This window comes from Amycolatopsis sp. lyj-90, from assembly GCF_046549035.1.
Taxonomy (GTDB): Bacteria; Actinomycetota; Actinomycetes; order Mycobacteriales; family Pseudonocardiaceae; genus Amycolatopsis.
In genome coordinates, this window is record NZ_JAJPWP010000005.1 from 657,110 (window position 1) to 675,393 (window position 18,284).

General features: G+C 69.4%; 18 protein-coding genes. 9 read left to right on the forward strand and 9 right to left on the reverse strand.

What is annotated here, in order from left to right; genetic code table 11:
* Window positions 1-2: 2 nt before the first annotated feature.
* The 3 genes from ACLJPX_RS22465 to ACLJPX_RS22475 all read right to left on the reverse strand — a co-directional run bounded on the left by ACLJPX_RS22465 (window position 3) and on the right by ACLJPX_RS22475 (window position 4,483).
* A complete protein-coding gene (locus ACLJPX_RS22465) occupies window positions 3-416 on the reverse strand; it encodes a hypothetical protein (protein WP_410601793.1) in 414 nt (137 codons plus the stop codon).
* A gap of 30 nt (window positions 417-446) precedes the next feature.
* On the reverse strand, window positions 447-1,298 hold the full coding sequence (locus ACLJPX_RS22470) for an ESX secretion-associated protein EspG (RefSeq protein ID WP_101611831.1): 852 nt from the start codon (window positions 1,296-1,298) through the stop codon (window positions 447-449).
* A gap of 212 nt (window positions 1,299-1,510) precedes the next feature.
* Window positions 1,511-4,483 carry a helix-turn-helix transcriptional regulator gene (locus ACLJPX_RS22475; RefSeq protein ID WP_410601794.1) on the reverse strand — a complete coding sequence of 991 codons (2,973 nt, stop codon included), beginning with the start codon at window positions 4,481-4,483 and terminating at the stop codon, window positions 1,511-1,513.
* Window positions 4,484-4,955: 472 nt separating this feature from the next.
* On the opposite strand from ACLJPX_RS22475, the gene ACLJPX_RS22480 reads away from it, so the two are divergent.
* Window positions 4,956-6,050 (forward strand): S1 family peptidase, encoded by a 1,095-nt coding sequence (locus ACLJPX_RS22480; protein ID WP_410601795.1) that lies wholly within the window; start codon window positions 4,956-4,958, stop codon window positions 6,048-6,050.
* A 112-nt stretch (window positions 6,051-6,162) separates the two neighbouring features.
* On the opposite strand, the gene ACLJPX_RS22485 is transcribed toward ACLJPX_RS22480, so the two are convergent.
* Window positions 6,163-6,567 (reverse strand): SsgA family sporulation/cell division regulator, encoded by a 405-nt coding sequence (locus ACLJPX_RS22485; RefSeq protein ID WP_101613663.1) that lies wholly within the window; start codon window positions 6,565-6,567, stop codon window positions 6,163-6,165.
* 205 nt (window positions 6,568-6,772) lie between these two features.
* A complete protein-coding gene (locus ACLJPX_RS22490; protein ID WP_101613664.1) occupies window positions 6,773-7,246 on the reverse strand; it encodes an Lrp/AsnC family transcriptional regulator in 474 nt (157 codons plus the stop codon).
* 212 nt (window positions 7,247-7,458) lie between these two features.
* Here ACLJPX_RS22490 and ACLJPX_RS22495 point away from each other — a divergent pair, with 212 nt between their 5' ends.
* The gene (locus tag ACLJPX_RS22495) at window positions 7,459-8,496 is read left to right on the forward strand and encodes a beta-ketoacyl-ACP synthase III (protein ID WP_168214466.1); all 1,038 of its coding nucleotides are present in this window, start codon (window positions 7,459-7,461) and stop codon (window positions 8,494-8,496) included.
* Here the strand turns inward: ACLJPX_RS22495 and ACLJPX_RS22500 are convergent.
* Window positions 8,483-9,967: an adenylate/guanylate cyclase domain-containing protein gene (locus ACLJPX_RS22500; protein ID WP_101611834.1), complete on the reverse strand. Its 1,485-nt coding sequence runs from the start codon at window positions 9,965-9,967 to the stop codon at window positions 8,483-8,485. The genes ACLJPX_RS22495 and ACLJPX_RS22500 overlap by 14 nt on opposite strands.
* An 84-nt stretch (window positions 9,968-10,051) precedes the next feature.
* Here ACLJPX_RS22500 and ACLJPX_RS22505 point away from each other — a divergent pair, with 84 nt between their 5' ends.
* Window positions 10,052-10,552 (forward strand): FBP domain-containing protein, encoded by a 501-nt coding sequence (locus tag ACLJPX_RS22505; protein WP_101611835.1) that lies wholly within the window; start codon window positions 10,052-10,054, stop codon window positions 10,550-10,552.
* 333 nt (window positions 10,553-10,885) lie between these two features.
* Here ACLJPX_RS22505 and ACLJPX_RS22510 read toward each other — a convergent pair whose 3' ends face one another.
* Both ACLJPX_RS22510 and ACLJPX_RS22515 read right to left on the reverse strand, forming a co-directional pair.
* The gene (locus tag ACLJPX_RS22510; protein ID WP_410601796.1) at window positions 10,886-11,701 is read right to left on the reverse strand and encodes a class I SAM-dependent methyltransferase; all 816 of its coding nucleotides are present in this window, start codon (window positions 11,699-11,701) and stop codon (window positions 10,886-10,888) included.
* Between the two features lie 77 nt (window positions 11,702-11,778).
* The gene (locus tag ACLJPX_RS22515) at window positions 11,779-12,471 is read right to left on the reverse strand and encodes a FadR/GntR family transcriptional regulator (RefSeq protein WP_410601797.1); all 693 of its coding nucleotides are present in this window, start codon (window positions 12,469-12,471) and stop codon (window positions 11,779-11,781) included.
* Between the two features lie 74 nt (window positions 12,472-12,545).
* Between ACLJPX_RS22515 and ACLJPX_RS22520 the strand changes: the two genes are divergently transcribed.
* Together ACLJPX_RS22520 and ACLJPX_RS22525 are read left to right on the forward strand one after the other, a co-directional pair.
* Complete coding sequence (locus tag ACLJPX_RS22520) at window positions 12,546-13,190, forward strand: GNAT family N-acetyltransferase (RefSeq protein WP_101611838.1); 645 nt, start codon at window positions 12,546-12,548, stop codon at window positions 13,188-13,190.
* A gap of 69 nt (window positions 13,191-13,259) precedes the next feature.
* Window positions 13,260-14,021, forward strand: a complete 762-nt coding sequence (locus tag ACLJPX_RS22525) for a sulfite exporter TauE/SafE family protein (RefSeq protein ID WP_101611839.1) — start codon at window positions 13,260-13,262, stop codon at window positions 14,019-14,021.
* Window positions 14,022-14,069: 48 nt separating this feature from the next.
* Here ACLJPX_RS22525 and hisC read toward each other — a convergent pair whose 3' ends face one another.
* Window positions 14,070-15,125 carry a histidinol-phosphate transaminase gene (hisC, locus tag ACLJPX_RS22530; RefSeq protein ID WP_410601798.1) on the reverse strand — a complete coding sequence of 352 codons (1,056 nt, stop codon included), beginning with the start codon at window positions 15,123-15,125 and terminating at the stop codon, window positions 14,070-14,072.
* A 97-nt stretch (window positions 15,126-15,222) separates the two neighbouring features.
* Between hisC and ACLJPX_RS22535 the strand changes: the two genes are divergently transcribed.
* The 4 genes from ACLJPX_RS22535 to ACLJPX_RS22550 are packed head-to-tail and all read left to right on the forward strand — an operon-like array spanning window position 15,223 to window position 18,267.
* Window positions 15,223-15,855 (forward strand): dienelactone hydrolase family protein, encoded by a 633-nt coding sequence (locus ACLJPX_RS22535; RefSeq protein ID WP_410601799.1) that lies wholly within the window; start codon window positions 15,223-15,225, stop codon window positions 15,853-15,855.
* 47 nt (window positions 15,856-15,902) lie between these two features.
* Entirely contained in the window at window positions 15,903-16,382 is a 480-nt protein-coding gene (locus tag ACLJPX_RS22540) for a hypothetical protein (protein ID WP_233223067.1), read from the forward strand.
* Window positions 16,382-17,506 (forward strand): PPE domain-containing protein, encoded by a 1,125-nt coding sequence (locus ACLJPX_RS22545; RefSeq protein WP_410601800.1) that lies wholly within the window; start codon window positions 16,382-16,384, stop codon window positions 17,504-17,506. The genes ACLJPX_RS22540 and ACLJPX_RS22545 overlap by 1 nt, the downstream gene beginning before the upstream one ends.
* Complete coding sequence (locus tag ACLJPX_RS22550) at window positions 17,506-18,267, forward strand: ESX secretion-associated protein EspG (protein ID WP_410601801.1); 762 nt, start codon at window positions 17,506-17,508, stop codon at window positions 18,265-18,267. Before ACLJPX_RS22545 ends, ACLJPX_RS22550 begins: the two co-directional genes overlap by 1 nt.
* Window positions 18,268-18,284: the final 17 nt, after the last annotated feature.

The following is an 18,284-nucleotide window of genomic DNA, read 5'->3' on the forward strand; positions in this document are numbered from 1 at the left end:
CTCTAGATCTCGGTGTCGATCCGCGTCAGGTTGCGCTGGTTCTCGTCATCGCGTTCGCGGTAGTTCTTCTTGGCGAGTTCGATCGCCTCGACATAGGTCGGGAACTCGGCGCGAGCGGCTTGGAGCTGCGTGAGCAGGCCTTGCGCGTCGTTCGCGGTGCCTTGCATGTGCTGGGAGACCCAGCGCGCGGTCGCGGTGTCGCTCATCGGCGGCGACTTCTGCAGCTTGGTCAGCGCGCTCCAGCGCTCTTCGAGGCTGTCGATCACACCTTGGAGTGACCGGATCATCTCCTGGCCGGTGGTCTCGTCGACGGCGAACCCGCCCTGCACCGCCATGCGCTTCAGCTGCGCGCCCGCGAGCATCTTCATCGGCTGCCACGCGGCCGTCGGCTGCAGTTCTTGTGCTTCCTCAGTCAACGGAGGATCCTCTCGCCGGGTTCAGGAGGGTCAGTAGATGTCAGCGATGGCTTCCCGGATCGAGTTCGCCACGCCCGCCTGACTGGCCGGGTCGTAGTGACCGATCACGGCGCCCGAGGCTTCGTCGGTCTCGGTCCAGACTAAGTACCGGCCGTCTTCGGTGTCGAGCCAGCTCAACGGCGTCGACCGGAGCCGCTCGCCGCGGCGGCCGATCCCGCTCACGATGATGTGCCCGCCGCCGAGACGGGTTCCGGACAGCACCTTCTCCAGGACCTCGAGGTCGCTCTCGTCGTTGCGCGGGGCCGGAGCCTCGGTCCTGGCGCGGACGACGCCGGTGAACTGGAGGTTGCCGAACGCGTCGGTCTCCTCCTCGTCGAACTCGGCTTCGGCCTGGCGTCGCGCGGTCATCGCCGAGACGGCGCGCTCCTCCTTCTGCACGATCGTGCGGCGGCCGGTCGACGCGGGCCGCATCCGGGGCAGGACCCCGGAGAGGACCTCGACCAGCTCTTCGTCCGAGAAGAGCGCGAACTGCAGGAGGTCGTCGCCGTGGGCCTGTGTGATGCCGAGCGCCTGCCTGCCGTCGGTGAGGGTGAGGACGGCGATGTCCTGGCCGATGCCGTCGATGCCGTTGATCGAAACGGTGATCCGGTGGTTCGAGAGCAGCTCGAACGCGGTGCGGATGGCCGGGCTCAGCTCGCCGTTGATCGACAGGCGGCGCTGCTCGAGATCGGTGTAGACCCGCCGGATGACCGCGGCGTACCGCTCCGGGTCGATCGAAGTGTTCTGGACGCGCAAGGGAAACAACCGGACATCGACGCCCAGCGCCTGCCCGACCACAGTCGCCTCTACCGTCCCCAGCGCGAAATCGGCTCGTTCAGCCATGCTTCTGCGCTACTCCCTCACGGGGGTCGGACCCCGTCCCGATCGGCTGACCTGCATAGAGGGGGCCGACTTTGTTAATGGCCAAAACAAACTAGCACAGCGCATGACTGTACGGAACCATACGAACACCGCTGAACCCGATGGAATGGATCACCATGCCCGATCGGGCACTTTTCTTGCCCCTAAAGGAATAACGGCCGCTCAGCGGGCCGCTACCGGTCGACCGTCGCCGGTGCGTAAGTCGTCATCCGGCGGGCCACATCGGTCCGCGAACGGGCGCCGAGTTTCCGTAGGACTTTCGCCACATGCTGTTCCACCGTACGCGGGGAAAGGAACAGTCCGTCCGCTATCTCCCGATTCGTGCGCCCGTCGGAAAGCATCTTCGCGACCTCGAGTTCACGGGGCGAGAGCTCCTGGCCGTAGCCGCGCCGCCCGCGCTGCGAGGGCGCCCACGCGCCGTGCTCCCGCAGCAGATGGCGGCACCGGCCTGCGTCCCTGGTCGCGCCGAGCCGCTCGTAGGCCTCCGCGGCCGCCGCGAGCTCCTCGATCGCGGGGCGGCCGCCCGCGCCGAGCCGGTCCGCGCCGAGCCGGTCCGTAGTGAGCCGGTCCGCGGTGAGACGGCCCGCGTTGAGACGGCACAGTGCCGCCCGCTCCCGGGCGCCGATGGCCTGGTACGGCATCGGCAGCGCCTCGTAGCCCGCCGCCGCCTCGTCGAAAACCGTTGCCGCGGCGGGGTGTTTGCCGCGCGCGTCGAGCAGGATCGCCCGGCCGGCGAGCAGCGCGGCCCGGGAGACCGGCGAGTCCTTGCCCTCGACGCCGCGGGCGAACTCCTCGACCACGGCGTCCGCCTCCGACCAGCGCCCGGCCCGTGTGTAGGCCTCTGCCGCGGCGGGGACCAGCCCCGCCGCCCACACCCAGACACCCTTGCGCCGGGCCGCCGCGACGGCGTTGTCGGCCGCCGCGCACGCTCCGTCGACGTCTTCCGTCGCGAGGAGCACCCGGATGAGGACTCCCGCCGCCGAAAGGACGACGGGGATGGGGCCGTGCTCCGGGGCGTGCACGCTCGCCGCGGTCAGATGGCGTTGCGCGGCGGCGAATTCCCCGCGCACGGCGGCCAGCCCGCCGAGGACGAGCGAGGACTCCATGACGATCGGGCCGAGGTCGGGATAGCCGTCGCGGAGCTGTTCGGTGGTCTCCGCGAGCCCGGACCAGTTGCCGCGAACCCAGTCCAGCCGGACCCGGGTGCCCTGGGCGAGCCCGGCGGCGTAGAGCGCGCCGGCGTCGGTCGCGCGGCGGATCCCTTCGGTGACCAGCTTTTCGGCCCTGGTCAGATGGCCGGCCCAGGATTGCGCGTCGGCGAGGTTGCACCACAGCCGCGCGAGCTGGACGCGTTCGGCGACGCCGCTGCCCTGGTCCGGCAGCCGGGTGAACTCGGCCCAGGCCGCCCCGTCGCCGATGTGCGCCTGGGTGGAGATCCGGTCGCCGAGGAGCGCGAGCCGCAGTTCCGGGTCTTCGATCCGGTCGAAGACCTCGCGGGCGCGCTCCATCCAGACCTCGTGCCAGGACAACGGGGTCAGCCCGTCGATCGGCTGCGCGAGCAGGTTGATTCCGCGGGCGGCCAGTTCCGGCTCGTCGACCAGTTCGGTGATCGCCTTCTCCACCTCGACCCGGCCGCGGCCGAGCCGCCCGATCGTGCGGACCAGCAGCATCCCGAGGCTGAGCCGGATCGTCCCGCGCACGCTCGGGCGCAGTTCGGTGAGGTCTTCGAGGATCCGCTCCAGCGTCTCGATGACGTCGGGGCGGAATCCGCGCAGCGCGACCTGGCTGAGTTTCGTGGCCAGCCGGGCGATGTCGTCCTCGCCGAGGCCGGCCTCGGCGAGGACCGACTGGAGCAGATCGATCGCGCGTGAGGTGTCGCCGTGGGCGATGGCCTCGTCGGCGGCGGCTTCGGCGTAGTGGCGCCACTGTTCCGTCCGCCCCGCCGCGCGCGAGTGGTTCGCCAGCTGGGTCAGCGGGGGGACCGGCTGGGTGGCGAGCACCTGGATGGCGCGTGAATGCAGCAGGGTCCGCTCCGGACCGCTGACGGTGTCGTAGACGGCCTTGCGGGCCAAGGGATGCCGGAAGCCGTAGCGGTCGCCGCCGAGTTCGCCGAGGACCCCGCCATCCAAAGTGGACAGAAGGGCCGAGCGGAGCGCGTCACCGGAGAGGCAGGCGAGTTCGCCGATCACCGAGGGTTCGGACGGGACGGCGAGCACCGCCGCCGCGCAGGCCAGCCGGACCGCGGGTTCGGGCAGCCCTTCGAGCCGTTCGGTGATGGCTTCGCGCAGGGAGATCGGGACTTCGAGGCTTTCCAGCAGCCGGTCGGAAAGCACTTCGCCGATCGGCAGCCGTCCGGCGGCGTCCCGCAGCGCCCGCAGGGTCTCCTCGACCACGAACGGGATCCCGGCGGTGCTCTCGTGGAGTTTCGCGGTGAACGGCGCGGACACCCGCGGCAGGTCCAGCAGCTCTTCGGCCAGCTTCCCGACGGCCTCGACGTCGAGCGGACCCAGCGTCACGCGGGCGGTCTGGACGTTCGGCGGGGTGCGGAACGGGATGCCCGCGCTTCCGTGCCTCGACGGCGAGCCGGTCCGGTACGCGGCGACGACGGCCAGTTCGGCGGGCATGGCGGCGGCGAGGAACCGCATCAGGTCACGAGTGCCCTCGTCGGCCCACTGAAGGTCGTCGATCAGGACGAGCGCGGGCCCGCAGGCGATCAGGAGTTCCCGGACGGCGCGGAACTGGCGGTGCCGTTCGGCGCACGGGTCGGTGAGTGGTTCCGGTTGGGGTGGAAGGCTTTCCGCGAGTTCGGGCAGCAAGGGTCTCAGTACCCCGGCGACCGGGCTGAGCGGGCCGAGCGGCCGGTCGCCCGCCGACCGCAGCGCCTCGAGCACCGGCCCGAACGGGAACGGCTCGCGCATCGGCTGACAGGCACCCGAGAGCACCCGGCCCGCCGCGAACTCACGGCGTCCGGCCAGCTCTTCGAGCAACCTGCTGCGGCCCATCCCCGGTTCGCCTTCGATCAGCACGGCGGCGGGACGGCGCAGCAGGATCTTCACGATCGCCGAGACCTCGACGTCGCGGCCCACGAGTGCCGTCGATCCGGCGCGGACCGAAACCGAGGTCGGGCGAGGGGTGGCAAGCCACATCATGCGCTCCTCGGTTGGGAGTTCCCGCTGAGCCCGACACGATCTTGTGCGTTGTCCTGCGGAGCCTAAGCACTGCCTACCTGGTCGTAAACCACCCAACACGGACAGCACGGGCACCTCGTTAGGCCGTCCGCGAACGCACCGTCACCGGTTGGCTGACGGATCGTCGGTTGGAAAATCACCAGACCCTCGAAACATCGGCGAAAAACCCGATCCGGCGATTCATCCCACGTTCAGGGGGTGGCCATGACTACGCAAGGTATTCACAGGAATCCCTACTTACGGACGTGTCCGTACGGGTGCCAGCTCTAGGTGACCACCCCTGGAGCTGGGGATTCGGTTCCCGAAGAATGGGTATACCTATCCCGCGCCGACCCGGATTGCGGACCTCGTCCCGTTCCAGAACTCTCACCCGTCGGGGGAGGGCTATCGCATGGCGAACCGGAGCCGTGCGTGATGACGAGGGAGAAGCATGAAGATCACGAAGCTCCTCGGTGTGGCCGCCGCGGCAGCACTGGCCACCGGTGCGCTCGTCACGGGTACCCCCGCGGCAGCGTCCTCGGACACCCTGCTCAACACCGAGATGGTTCCCGCCCTGCAACGGGACCTCGGCCTGACCGCCGGCCAGGCACTCGCCAGGATCCAGAGCGAGACCGCCGCCGGCGTTCTCGAACAGTCACTCGCCTCGGCGCTCGCCGGCAGCTTCGGCGGCGCGAGCTACAACGAGGCCACCGGCAAGCTCCGCGTCGGTGTCACGGACGCGGCGAAGCTGGGCCAGGTCGCCGCCAGCGGCGCGGAAGCGGAACTGGTGCGCTTCTCGGCCGCCCAGCTCGATTCCACTGTGGACAAACTGAACGCGGGTGAGCGCGCTGCGGACGGCGCGATCACCGGCTGGGGCGTCGACACCAAGACCAACCGCGTGACCCTGAACGTACTGCCGGGCAAGAGCGGCGTCGTCGACTCGTACCTGGAGAAGACGGGCGTCGACAAGACCGCCGTCGCGGTGGTCGAGACCACTTCGGCGCCGACCCTGAAGTACGACGTCCGCGGTGGCGACGCCTACTACATCAACAACTCTTCGCGGTGCTCGATCGGGTTCTCGGTCAGCGGCGGCTTCCTCACCGCCGGGCACTGCGGCCCGGGCACCGTCACCGGCTCCAACCGGGTCGCGATGGGCTCGTTCTCCCGCGTCAGCTTCCCGAGCAACGACTACGCCAGCGTCCGGGTCAACAGCAACTGGACGCCGCGCGGCGTCATCAACAACGGCACCCGCGTGAGCGGCTCGAACGTGGCGGCCACCGGCGCCTCGGTCTGCAAGTCGGGCTCTACCACCGGCTGGACCTGCGGCACCGTCGGCGCCAAGAACCAGACCGTCCGCTACGCCGAAGGCACGGTCTACGGCATGACCGCCACCAACGTGCGCTCCCAGGCGGGCGACTCGGGCGGCTCGTTCATCGCGGGCAACCAGGCCCAGGGCATGCTGTCCGGCGGTAACAGCTCGGTGACGTACTTCTTCCCGGTCCGGCCGGCGTTGTCCGCGACCGGGACCTCCCTGGTCCTCGGCTGACTCCACCCCCGGTCGCCGAGAACCACCGAATAGGACGAAGGGCGGTCCGAGTGCCTCCAGCGCACTCGGGCCGCCCTTCGTCTTCGTACCGCGGGAGCGGTGGTTCGGGTGGTTAAACGTTGCTGATCTCTTCGATCAGGGCCTCGACGTCGAAGTACTCGCTCTCGGAGCCCAGCTGAACCAGCTCGAAGGTCGAGCCGAGGAAGGACTCGACGTCCTCACGCTCGAGCTCGAACGACGCATAACCGTCGGGTGACTCGATTTCCAGCGTCAACATGGCCTCGTCCTCGGACAGGTCGGGGCGGACACGGACGTCGCCGAGCCCGGCGGGGTCGGTGAGACCGGCGGCGAGCAGCTCACGCGCGAAGGTCCACTCGACCCACCGGCCGCGCTCGGTCCGGAACGCCACGGTGACCGCGTACGGCTCCGCCACGTGGAAGGACAGGCGGGAGAGAACGGGCGTGCTGCTGTTGTTCAGCAGAACGAACTGGCTCTGGTGAATTGCGTCGGTGTGCACGGCCACTCCTCGGTGCTCGTGGTTCGCGCGGCGCGAACTTTTCGTCTCGGGGAGGAGATGGCCGGGCACGGGGCGAATGACGCGACTCCGGCCACGTTCACGCTATCGGCTGCACCTGTCCATAGTGGTGTAACGCCGGGCACAGACCCCTTGCGTTCGGGCCGATACCCGTGGTGACGAGGTCGAGGTGTCCTTTTTGGACTGCTCAGGGCTCCAGCGGCAGGGTCAGTCCGGTCTTGACCCGGTCCATCGTCACCGACGTCGTGAAGTGCCGCACGTTCGGGTTGTCGAAGAACATCCGCCGCGTGAACGCCTCGAAGTCCGCCATGTCCCGGCAGGTCACCACGAGCACGAAGTCCGCGTTGCCGGTGACGTAATAACACTGCTGGACGCTGTCGTCCGCGAGCACCTGCCGCCGGAACCCGTCGAGCACCGCGAGGCTCTCCCGCTCCATCTCGACCATCACCACGAACGTCATCGACAGCCCGAGCGCCTGCGGCGACAGCACCGCCACCTCGCGTTCGATCACCCCGGCCTCGCGCAGCCGCTTGATCCGCCGCTGCACGGCGGCGGCGGAGAGGCCCACCTTCGCGCCGATGCTCTCGGCGATCGTGCGGGCGTCGGACTGCAGGCAGGCCAGGATGGCGACGTCCAGGCGGTCGAGGTCGGGTGTGTGCACCAGGTCAGGCTAACCGGACGACTCGTCCGGGCGCCTGATCTTTGATCGTGCTCACGAGCGGTGTGGATCACGCCACCCTCGGACCCCGTTCCGCCTGCTCGGCCGCAGGTGGCGCCGGTCGAGCACAGTGCGCCGGGGAAAGGTGAGGATTCTTTGAAATGTGACCCGGAACACAACTGACGGGTCTACTGAATGGTAGCGCTTACAAGTGAATGGCAGACCTCTCTTTTTCCCCGCGAAAGGATTTCTTGGTGCCCTCATCTCAGGCGGCCGTTCTCGCCGGTCTCGGCTCTTGGCTGCCTCCGCGCGTGGTGGGCAACGAGGAGATCGCCCAGCGGCTGGACACCTCCGATGAGTGGATCCGCTCGCGGACCGGCATCGCCGAACGCCGCGTCGTCGACCCTGGGACGTCCACTGTGGACCTCGCCGCCGAGGCGGGACGCCGGGCGCTGGCCTCCGCGGGGGAGGACGGCGCGGACGCCGTCGTGCTCGCGACGTCGACGGCCGACCAGCTGTGCCCGGCCAGCGCGCCGCAGGTCGCGACCAAGATCGGGCTGAACGGTGTCGCCGCTTTCGACGTCAACGCCGTGTGCAGCGGGTTCATCTACGGGCTGGCCACCGGCGCCGGGCTGATCGCCGCCGGGATCGCGCGGCGCGTGCTGGTGATCGGGGCGGACGTCTTCACCTCGCTCGTCGACCCGGACGACCGCGGCACGGTGCCGATCTTCGGCGACGGCGCGGGCGCGGTCCTGCTGCGGGCGGGTGAGCCCGGCGAACTCGGCGCGCTCGGCGCCTTCGACCTGCACAGCGAAGGCGAGCTCGCGGAGCTGCTGTGGGTCGAGGCGGGCGGCGCGAAGAACCGCCGCTCGGAAGACCCGCGTGACCACTATCTGGTGATGCAGGGGCAGACCGTCTTCCGCCACGCCTGCGCGCGGATGGCCGAGTCGGCGCGCGCGGTCCTGGATTCCGCCGGGTGGATGGTCGGCGACATCGACCGGTTCATCGGGCATCAGGCGAACATCCGCATCCTGCAGACCTGCGCGAAGCAGCTCGGGCTCGCGGAGGACGTGATGTATTCGAACATCGAGAAGGTGGGCAACACGAGCGCCGCGTCGATCCCGATCGCGCTGGCCGACGCCGTCAAGGACGGGACGCTCCAGCCGGGGAACCGTGTCGTGATGGGCGCCTTCGGGGCCGGTCTGACCTGGGGCTCGACGCTGCTGAGCTGGCCGGACGTCATTCCGGGCTGAGCGGGCTCGCCTCCCAGGCGTGCGTCGGTTCCTGGCGCCCGCGCAGCTCCAGTTCCGCGTACGGCTCCCAGTGCGAGCGCTCGCTCTCCAGCGCGGCCTTGAGCACCGCCTCGCTGGCCAGGATGCGACCGCCCGCGGACTTCGCGTGCTCGGTCAGTCGTGCGGCCTCGTTCACCGCGTCGCCGATGACGGTGTACTCGAACCGGCTGCTCGTCCCGAGCTGACCGGCGAAGACCCGCCCGCTCGCGACCCCGATGCCGAGGTCCAGCTCGCCGGTCTTCTGGACGGCGTCCCGGATCGCCCGCGCGGCCGAAAGGGCCGACGTCGGCGCGTCCGCGAGCCGGGTCGGCGCGCCGAAGACGCAGAGCGCGGCGTCACCCTGGAACTTGTTGAGCAGCCCGCCCCGGGCGCCGACCGCGTTGACCACGCTGGTGAAGAAGCGGTTGAGCATCTTCACCAGCTCCTCGGGCGGCGTGCGGCCGGCCAAGGCCGTCGAATCGACGACGTCGACGAACAGGGCTGTCACCTCGCGCACGTCACCCGAAAGGGAGGCGCCGTACTCGAGCGCGTGCCGGGCGACCTCGTCCCCGACGTGCCTGCCGAACAGGTCCCGCATCCGCTCCTGTTCGCGGAGCCCGGCGGCGAGGTCGTTGACCGAGGTCTGCAGCAGGCCGATCTCGCTGGAGTCGTCGACGTCGACCACGATGTCCTTGTTGCCGCGCGCGATCTCGTCGAGCGCGACCCGGAGCCGGTGCAACGGGGTCGCGACGGCCTTCGCGAGCAGGCCCGTCCCGATCGCGCCGACGCCCAGCCCGATCACCGAAAGCATGATCAGGCTCGCGACGTGGTCGCCCTGGCCGAGGTCCGGCGGCGTGGCCACCAGAAGCACGCCGAGGAACGGGACGCCGCTCGCCAGCGACCAGGTGACGATCACCCTGGTCCGCACGGTGACCTTGAGCGTCCCCTTCGGCGGGGTGACCTTGAGCGCGATCGTCATCACCGGCCGCGCGACCCATTCCGCGGCGAGATAGGTCAGGCCGACCGTGGTCAGCCCGCCGAGCCCGATGACCAGCGCCATCCCGAGCGCGTCCATCCAGGACCCGAGCACCCTGGCGAGCGCCCCGAGGACGATCGTGCCGATCAGCCAGAGCGTCCCGCTCACGATCCCCATGTCGACCGGGAGCCGGAGTGCCCGCGCGGCTTCGGCCTTCGTCGGCGGGCGGCCGAAGACGAACCAGACCGCCGTGCGCCGCTGCAGCCACGCCGTCCACAGGGTGCCGACCACCAGCGACAGCGCCACGATCCCGGCCGCGGTGACCCCGAGGATCCAGCCGCGGTCGCCGACCTCGCTCGGCAGGCCCTGCAGGAGCAGCAGCAACGCCACCACGCCGGCACCGCACACACTGGACCCGATGCCGAGCGTGGCGAAACCGAGACTGGTCCTGAGCACCAGCCGGAACCGGCTCGACATCGTCTTCCCGCGCACCCGGTGATCGTATGACCTCCGGCGGAAAACGGTTGGCAGGTTCCCGGGTGCGGTGGCTACCTTGCCGGTATGGAACCGCTGGGACAGGACGAGATCAGGGCGTCCTTCGTGAACTGCACGCGCGGCGAGGCGAAGGGGGTCACCCTGCCTGCCCGCCCGGACGAGATCCCTTGGGAGAAAAGGGAATTCCTCGGCTGGCGTGATCCGAAGGCCACCGCCAGGGCGTATCTCGTGCTGCCCTATCACGGGGAAACCGTCGGACTGTCCCTTCGCGCCGCGTCCCGGCCGAAGGGCCGTGTCCTGCTGAGCAACATGTGCGGCCTGTGCACGACGACACATCCGCTGTCCGACATCGCGCTGTTCTCCGGGCGCCGCGCGGGGAAGCCCGGGCGGGAGGGGAACACGCTCGGCATCTACGCGTGCGCGAACCTCGCGTGCAGCCAGTACATCCGCGGCGAGCTCAAGCCGGACGTGCCGCAGCCGTCGGAAACGCTGACGCTCGAGGAACGCGTCCTCCGGCTGGAGGACAAGCTGCACCGGTTCGTGGAGCGGGTGCTGGAGTCACGCTGACACCCTCGTGTTTGTGGCTGGAGTTGGTCGCAGGTCCGCCTTCCCCGAGTACATGAAGGCCCCCTTCCTGTACCTAGGCGCAAGGAAGGGGGCCTTCATGTACCGCAGAGGAGAGCCTGGGCGACAGTGGCGTGATGGGTCGAGTCTCGTGAGGGACGCGCCAGCCAGCCCGGGTGTCGCGAAAGCCACTTTCGCGACGTCTGATGTCCCGAAAGTGGCTTTCGCGACACAGTTGCCGGGCATTACGGACCGAACCTGTGGTAACTCGCACCCAGACTCCAGTAGGTACCTAAGGCAGCATCGGCCTAGAACCGTCCTTACCACTCACGAGGCTCAGAATCGGAACCGCAGGATCCGCCCCATCTTCTTGAACGCCGGGAAAAGCCCCGCGAACCACAGCTGCGCCCGCATCGATCCCGAAAGCCGGTCCTTCACTTCAGGCGTCGCGTAATCCGTCGAGTCGAGCTTCGCGACCAGCGTCAGCCCGAGCCGCTCCAACTCCGAGATCTCGTCGATGCCCCAGTACAACGTCGCCCCGGCCTTGCGCACCACGGGATTCAGCTTCTGCAGCTTGATCCCCAGCCTGCTGAACGTGTCGAAGACCATTTCGCCGCCCTGCGGGAAATGCGCGATCAAACGCCGCAGCAATTCTTCGCCCTCGGACGGCTGCAGATACATCGTCAGGCCCTCCGCGATCACCAGACCCGGTTTGTCCGACGGGATCTCGTCGATCCAGCCGAAGTCCGTCACGGACGAGCCGATGGTCCGGTACCCCTCCCGGGCGGGGTAGATCCGGCCGCGCAGCGCGACGACATCGGGATAGTCGACGTCGAACCAGCGCACCGAGGGCGGCGGGTCGAGGCGGTACACGCGACTGTCCATTCCGCAGCCGAGTTGCACGACGGTCGCGTCCGGATGATCCCGGAGGAAGGCCGCGGCCCAGTCGTCCATCGGCTTCGCCCGCAGCGCGACGGTCAGGCCGAGCTGGCCGTCGACGCCGAGCGAAGCGAAGTCGTAGTCGATCTGCTTGACGGCCTCGTCGGCCGCCGTGTCACCGAGGACCGGCCGCTCACTGCGGGCGTCGAGCGCCCGGCCGTACAGCGTGGCCAGCATCGTCGCCTTCTCTTCGGTGAACCGGACCTTCTCCACCGCACACCCCCATCAGAAGTTTCACAAACTTCTGAAAACGATACTCGCGCAGTGGCGGTGCCACCGTCAAGAAAGCGTCAATCCCTGGTCGTGTAGTCGTGGACGTAGGTCTTGGCGTCGAGCAGATGCCGCCGGGTGATCTCCCGCGCGGCCTCCGCGTCCGAACGGCGGATCGCTTCGAGGATCGCGCGATGCTCGTCGACGGCCTTGCGGATCTGCCCCGGAAGCCGGAGCGCGGCCCGTCGTTCCTCGCCGACCAGCGAGAGCACCGACCGCAGCAGATCGGTGACGTCGTCGTTGCCCGCGTTGCCCGCGATCACCCGGTGGAATTCCGCGTCGGCCGCGATCACGCGCAGCATGTCGCCGTCGGCCGCGGCCCGGTCCATCTCGTCGACGGTGCTTTCCAGCCGCTCCAGCACCCGCGGCGTGTGGTCGAGCGCGAGCCGCTCGGCCAGGGTGGGTTCGACGGTGGTCCGCAGGTCGAACAGCTTCTCGACCAGTTGCTCGTGCTCGGAGAACCAGGTGTGGAGCGGCTGTTCGCCGAGGTTCTCGCGGACATAGGTGCCCGAACCCGGGCGCACCTGCACGTAGCCGATGGAATCCAGCACCCGCAACGCCTGCCGCAGCGAACCGCGGCTGATTCCGAGCTGTTCGCACAGCGCGCGTTCGGCCGGCAGCCTCGATCCGGCGGGGAGTCTGCCCGAATCGATCATCGTGCGCAGATGATCGACCGTCGTGCTCCACACCTGTTCACGCTCGTCGTCGGCCACGGCCTCATCCTGACAGGTTCGGCGAACCGCCCGGAAATGTCGGTGACCGGTGTCATCATCGAATGATGACTGGGGTGGCAGGGCTGATCAAAGCATGGGTGCACGGATGGGCGCTTTCCCGCGGTGTCGGGGTCCCGGTGGCCGAATCGGACGGCTACCGGCTCGATGTCGGGCGTCCGGGGCATCGCGTGAGATATGTGCTGGCGGACGCCGGATCGGTCGCGCGCCGGGCTCGCGCGCTGACCGAGCCCGGCACCTGGCTGAAGGTGAGCGGCTCGCGTGAAGAGGTGGTGGAGACGGTGCCGCCGAACTGGGAGGTCGGCCCACCGGAGTACCTGATGAGCACGCCGCTCGCGATGCGGCCCGTGATGCCCGCGCCCGAGCCGTACCGGGCGGAACTGGTCGGCGACGGCGTGGTCACCGACGTCGTGGTGCGAGCGCCCGACGGCTCGCGCGCGGCCACCGGCCGGGTCGCGATCGCCGGCGGGACGGCGGTGGTCGATCAGGTCGTGACGGAGCCCGAGCACCAGCGGCGAGGGCTGGGCCGGTTCGTCATGCGCAGGCTCGACGAGGTCGCGGTCGCCGCCGGGGCGGAGAGGGCGGTGCTGGTCGCGACGGAAGAAGGAAGGGCGCTGTACCTGACGCTCGGCTGGACAGTCGCCGCGGAGATCACTCCGGCGCATTTGCCGGAGTCCGAAAACGGCATAACGGGCACTTGAATGTTCGACGAGACACATCCAGAGCGCGAAAGGAGGTAACCGTGCTTATGGTGCGCGAGTGAGTGCTTTATGACTTGGTGGCACGCGGTCCTGATCTTCGTCGCGGGACTCTGGGCGGGCACGATCAACACGGTCGTCGGCTCGGGCACGCTCGTGACCTTCCCGGTCCTGGTCGCGCTCGGCTATTCGCCGCTGACGGCGACGACGTCCAACGCGATCGGCCTCGCTCCCGGCACGGTCAGCGGGGCGATCGGGTATCGCCATGAGCTCAAGGGCTATTGGCCCGAGGTCGTGAAACTCGCCGTCGCGTCGTTCCTCGGCGCGATCTGCGGGACGATCCTGCTGCTCTCACTGCCGAAGGACGCCTTCGAGACCGTCGTGCCCGCGCTGGTCGGGCTCGCCGTAGTGCTGGTGATCGTCCAGCCGCGAGTGGCCGCCTGGGTCGCGAAGCGCCGCGAGGAGAACGGGAAGGTCCACAAGATCGGGCCGCTCCTGCTGTTCCTGATCTTCCTGATCGGCATCTACGGCGGATACTTCACGGCCGCGCAGGGCGTGATGATGGTCGCCGTGATGGGCATGCTGATGTCCGAATCGCTGCAGCGGCTCAACGGCGTCAAGAACGCGCTCTCCGCCGTCGTGAACATCGTCGCCGGTGCGATCTACGCCTTCACCGCGCCGATCAGCTGGCCCGTGGTCGCGCTGCTCGCGGTCGGGTCGACGATCGGCGGCCAGCTCGGCGCGAAGATCGGCCGCAAGCTCTCGCCGACCGTGCTGCGCGCGGTGATCGTCGTGGTCGGTCTCGCCGCGATGGTGCAGTTGCTCCTCAAATAGAACAGCCCGCACCCCGCGAACGGAGTACGGGCTGTCCCGAAGTGTGCGTCAGCGCGGGAAAGCCGCGGCCGCTTCGAGGAAGGTGTCGTTCTCCTCGGGCGTCCCGATGGTCACTCGCGCGCCTTCGCCCGCGAACGGGCGCACGATCAGCTTCCGCTCCAGCGCGTGTTCCGCGAAGGCCGTCGTCCGCTCGCCCAGCGGCAGCCAGACGAAGTTCGCCTGCGTCTCCGGAACCTCGTAACCCTGGGCCACCAGCGCATCCCGCACGCGGGTCCGCTCCGAGATGATCTCCTTGCAGCGCTCCAGCAGTTCATCGGCCGCGTCGAGCGAAGCGATGGCCGCCGCCTGGGCGATCAGGTTCACCGAGAACGCGACGTACACCTGCTTCAGCGCGACGGTGATCGCTTCCGGCGCCACCGCGTAACCCACGCGGAGACCGGCGAGGCCGTACGCCTTCGAGAAAGTCCGAAGCACCGCGACGTTGTCCCTGCCGCGCGCCAGTTCGACGCCGTCCGGCACCTCGACGTCGGTCACGAACTCCTTGTACGCCTCGTCGAGCACGACGAGCACGCCCGGCGGCACGGCGTCGAGGAAGCGCTCAAGCTCCGCGCGCCGCAAGACGGTCCCGGTCGGGTTGTTGGGGTTGCACACGAAGACCAGCCGCGTCTTCGGCGTGATGGCGGCGAGCATCGCGTCGAGATCCAACCCGTGCCCGGTCGTCAGCGGCACCTTCACGCTGACGGCGTTCGCGACCTGCGTGACGATCGGGTACGCCTCGAACGAACGCCACGGGAAGACGACCTCGTCACCCGGTTCGCACAGGGCCTGGATCATTTGCTGGCAAAGGGAAACCGAGCCGCAGCCGATGGCGATCCGCTCGACCGGCTCGTTCAGTTCGCGGGCCAGCCGCTCGACGAGCGCGGACGCCGTGATGTCCGGGTACCGGTTGATGCCCTGTGCCGTTTCGGCTATGGCCTGCGCCACACTCGGCAACGGCCCGCCGGGAACCTCGTTGCTCGCAAGCTTGATCGCGCCCTGGATTGTCCGGCCAGGGACGTACTTCGGCAACGATTCGAGATCCGCACGCGGCGAAACAGGGGACATCTTCGGCGCTCCTACGTCTGGGGGACGGCACCGACACCGTATCCTCCCGCGCAACGGCAAGCCCCGAATATTTACCTAAGAGTGGTCTGATGGAGGAATGACCCTGACGACCACCGTGGAACACCAGCACGCCGACGGCCACACGCTGCGCCTGACCTTCGCCGAACCGGAAGGCGTCGTCCGCGGCGGACTCGTGGTGTTGCATGAAGAAGCCGAAGAGGTCGAAGAGGGTTTGAGCCTGCTCCTGGCAGGTCTCGCGGGCGAAGGCTGGCTCACCGTCACCCCGCATCTCGATCGCGACAACCTCACGCAGCAGGACCTGCTCGAAGCCACCGACGCGACGCTCGCCTGGCTCGGCGAGCGCGGTGTCCAGGCGGATCTCGTCGGCGTCGTCGGTTTCGACCTCGGCGGGACGGCGGCTCTGGTCGTGGCGTCGAACCGCAGGCTGGGCGCGGCGGTCAGCGTCGGCGGGCAGGGGGTCACCGGGTTGCCGGTCCTCGTCGAGATCGCGGGACGGCTCACCAGCCCGTGGCTCGGCATGTACGGCGACTCGGGCGACGAGGCAGGCGGCGCCGAGGTCGAACAGCTGCGTGACGCGGCGGCGACGGCGAGCGTCGCGACGAACGTCGTCCACTACCCGGGCGCCAATCACCGCTTCGACGCCGACCCGGATGCGGCCGCTGAGGCCTGGCAGCGCACGTTGAATTGGTTCGACGCCCACCTACGCTGACTCCATTCGCGCTAACATCCCCCTGAGATGTGACAGGGGAGGGTCGAATGGCACAGTCACCCAAGGTGCCCGTGACGCCACAAGCCGCGTTCGGTGCTTCGGCGCCGGCCTTGGCGCCGGTGGCGGGTCAGATCCGGGACACCAAGACCGCTGCCAAGAAGGGGACCGTCAAGGTCACCGAGGACGCCGCCAAGAAGCTCGTCGACGCGCTGCTGAAAGCGCGTCACGAGCTCAACGCGCTGATCAAGGACTCGACGGAGTTCAAGGCGCCCTTGAAACTGGGCGACAACTTCGTCGGGCACACGATGAGCGAACGATTCCAGGGCGCGGCGACCGAGGGGACCGAAGCGGCCCTGCCCGTCCTCAAGGACTTCGCGGTGGTGCTCAAAGACCTCCAGCTCACCGTGATGGCGGCGCGCAAGATGTACGTCGCCGCGGACGAGGAAGGCCAGGAGCAGCTCGAACGGGTCGCCCGCCGGTTCGACCTCGAGGACATGGTCGAACCCGAGCGGAAGGACGAGCACTGATGCGCATCCTGCCCTCGCCGTGGCCGCCGCCCGAGCCCGAGCCGCAACCCGGTCCCGATCACCTGCGCGCAGACATCGACTGGATGAGCTACTCGCACCGCGAGCTCTACGAGATGGTCCACAACGAGCTGGACCTCGCGAGCGCGGAAGCCGTCGCCGCACAGTGGGCGAAGATCGGCGCGTTCCTGGACAGGGCCGCTTCCGAGCTCAAGGCGGCCATCGTCGCCACCGCCGACGGCTGGACGGGCGAGGGTGCCGACAGGGCCCGTGACGCCGCGATCAAGCTCGTCGACTGGGCCGACGAGACCGGCTGGCGCGCGGAGAACGTCGCGAACTGCGTACGCCGCCAGGCGGACATCGCCGAAACCGCGCGGCGCACGATGCCCGAGCCGCCGGGAGCCACGCCCCGGCCGAAGGTGCCGGAGCCGCCGAGGCGTCGCCCGATCCCGGTCTCCGATTCGACGCAGGCCATGTCGGCGTCGGCGCCCTCGAATCCCGGCTTCGCCGACGCTGGGCGGATCGTCGCCGAACCGGCCGACGAGAGGGCACAGGACTCGCACCGTCAGGCCGCCGACGTGATGACGCGGATGCAGCAGAGCTCCGGCGAGGTCTACGAAAACGTCCCTCGCTTCACTTCGTACGGCAAGCAGCCGCAGCTACTCAAGAGGCCCGAAGAGCCGGAGCCGCGGCCGAAACCCGAACCGGAACCGGTGCCGCCACCGGACGACACGACCCGCAGCAGCGGCACCGACGACGTCGCCCCGATCCAGGTGCGGGAGCCCGCCGAGGCGCCGCGCGGGCCCGGCGCGAGCAGCGGCGCCTTCGTGCCGTCGCCGCCAGGAACCTCCGGCGGAACCCAAGAGCAGCTCGGACAGGGCGGCCGATCCGGCGCCGGCGGCGTCGGGCCGTCGGGTCAACCCGGTCAGGTGGCCGGGACACGGGCCGCGGCCGCGGGCATGGGCGGCTTCGGCGGGATGCCGATGGGGATGGCGCCCCAGCAAGGACGTCAGGGCGAAGAAGACCACAAGGCGCCGGACTACCTCGTCGAGGATGCCGACATCTGGGGGCTGAGCGGGCAGGTGACCCCGCCGGTCATCGGCGAAGACCCGAGAGGGGGCCGCTGATGGATTGGATCCGCCTGCACATCGGCGAGCTCTTCCTGCTGTGGTCGGCGCACGGGCGCGACGAACTGCCCGCGGTGCTGGAGGTTCCGCACGTCGGGCGGACGCCGGAGTTCCGCGCCGAACTGGTCGGCACGGCGAGCCGGACACTGTCGGAACGCGGCCTCGGCACGGTGGAGTCCCCCGCGCCGGAACTGGTGGGGCTGCTGCACACCCTCGCGAACAGCGAACTGACGCTGGACCTGCGGCTCGACGGCGATCCCGCGTACCGGGCCGTCGGCTGCGTGTCCGATCGCGGCGCGGTCGCGATCGGCGTCGCGGGCACCGACGTCGAGCTGTCCGCGCTGCGGGAACCCCTCGTCGCCGCGACCCTGCTGCAGGCGTTGCCGCCGTGCGAGCAGGGGCGGGGCCTCTCGGTCAACCTGCGCGTCGACGACTACACGGCCGCGTGCGAGGCGGGGGAGCGTGGCGGGCAGCCGGCCTTCTCCGACGTCCTGCGCGACGCCGGGCTGCGCGAACCCGAGGTCATCGTGATGGTGCGGATCGCGACGCAGCGGATCGGCAGAGGACGGCTCGGGGCGGCCAGGAAGTCTTGGGAGGGCCGCTGGGAGCGCGGAGAAGGCACGCTGACCTGGGTGGACACCCCCGACGGCCGCTATGGGCTTCGTCGCGATCGAGGGTGGCTGACGGTCACCCCGCTCGACGCGGGGCGCCTCAAGACGATGGCGTACGAGCTGTTCACCGGGGCTCGCCAAGTAGGTTAACGAGGGTTAACATCGCG

What these genes read in the sequence shown, in the direction of transcription:
- ACLJPX_RS22470 (WP_101611831.1), bottom strand. Translation starts at nt 1,298, where the DNA reads ATGGCTGAACGAGCCGATTTCGCGCTGGGGACGGTAGAGGCGACTGTG.
- ACLJPX_RS22475 (WP_410601794.1), bottom strand. Translation starts at nt 4,483, where the DNA reads ATGTGGCTTGCCACCCCTCGCCCGACCTCGGTTTCGGTCCGCGCCGGA.
- ACLJPX_RS22480 (WP_410601795.1), top strand. Translation starts at nt 4,956, where the DNA reads ATGAAGATCACGAAGCTCCTCGGTGTGGCCGCCGCGGCAGCACTGGCC.
- ACLJPX_RS22495 (WP_168214466.1), top strand. Translation starts at nt 7,459, where the DNA reads ATGGCAGACCTCTCTTTTTCCCCGCGAAAGGATTTCTTGGTGCCCTCA.
- ACLJPX_RS22500 (WP_101611834.1), bottom strand. Translation starts at nt 9,967, where the DNA reads ATGTCGAGCCGGTTCCGGCTGGTGCTCAGGACCAGTCTCGGTTTCGCC.
- ACLJPX_RS22505 (WP_101611835.1), top strand. Translation starts at nt 10,052, where the DNA reads ATGGAACCGCTGGGACAGGACGAGATCAGGGCGTCCTTCGTGAACTGC.
- ACLJPX_RS22525 (WP_101611839.1), top strand. Translation starts at nt 13,260, where the DNA reads ATGACTTGGTGGCACGCGGTCCTGATCTTCGTCGCGGGACTCTGGGCG.
- hisC (WP_410601798.1), bottom strand. Translation starts at nt 15,125, where the DNA reads ATGTCCCCTGTTTCGCCGCGTGCGGATCTCGAATCGTTGCCGAAGTAC.
- ACLJPX_RS22535 (WP_410601799.1), top strand. Translation starts at nt 15,223, where the DNA reads ATGACCCTGACGACCACCGTGGAACACCAGCACGCCGACGGCCACACG.
- ACLJPX_RS22540 (WP_233223067.1), top strand. Translation starts at nt 15,903, where the DNA reads ATGGCACAGTCACCCAAGGTGCCCGTGACGCCACAAGCCGCGTTCGGT.
- ACLJPX_RS22545 (WP_410601800.1), top strand. Translation starts at nt 16,382, where the DNA reads ATGCGCATCCTGCCCTCGCCGTGGCCGCCGCCCGAGCCCGAGCCGCAA.
- ACLJPX_RS22550 (WP_410601801.1), top strand. Translation starts at nt 17,506, where the DNA reads ATGGATTGGATCCGCCTGCACATCGGCGAGCTCTTCCTGCTGTGGTCG.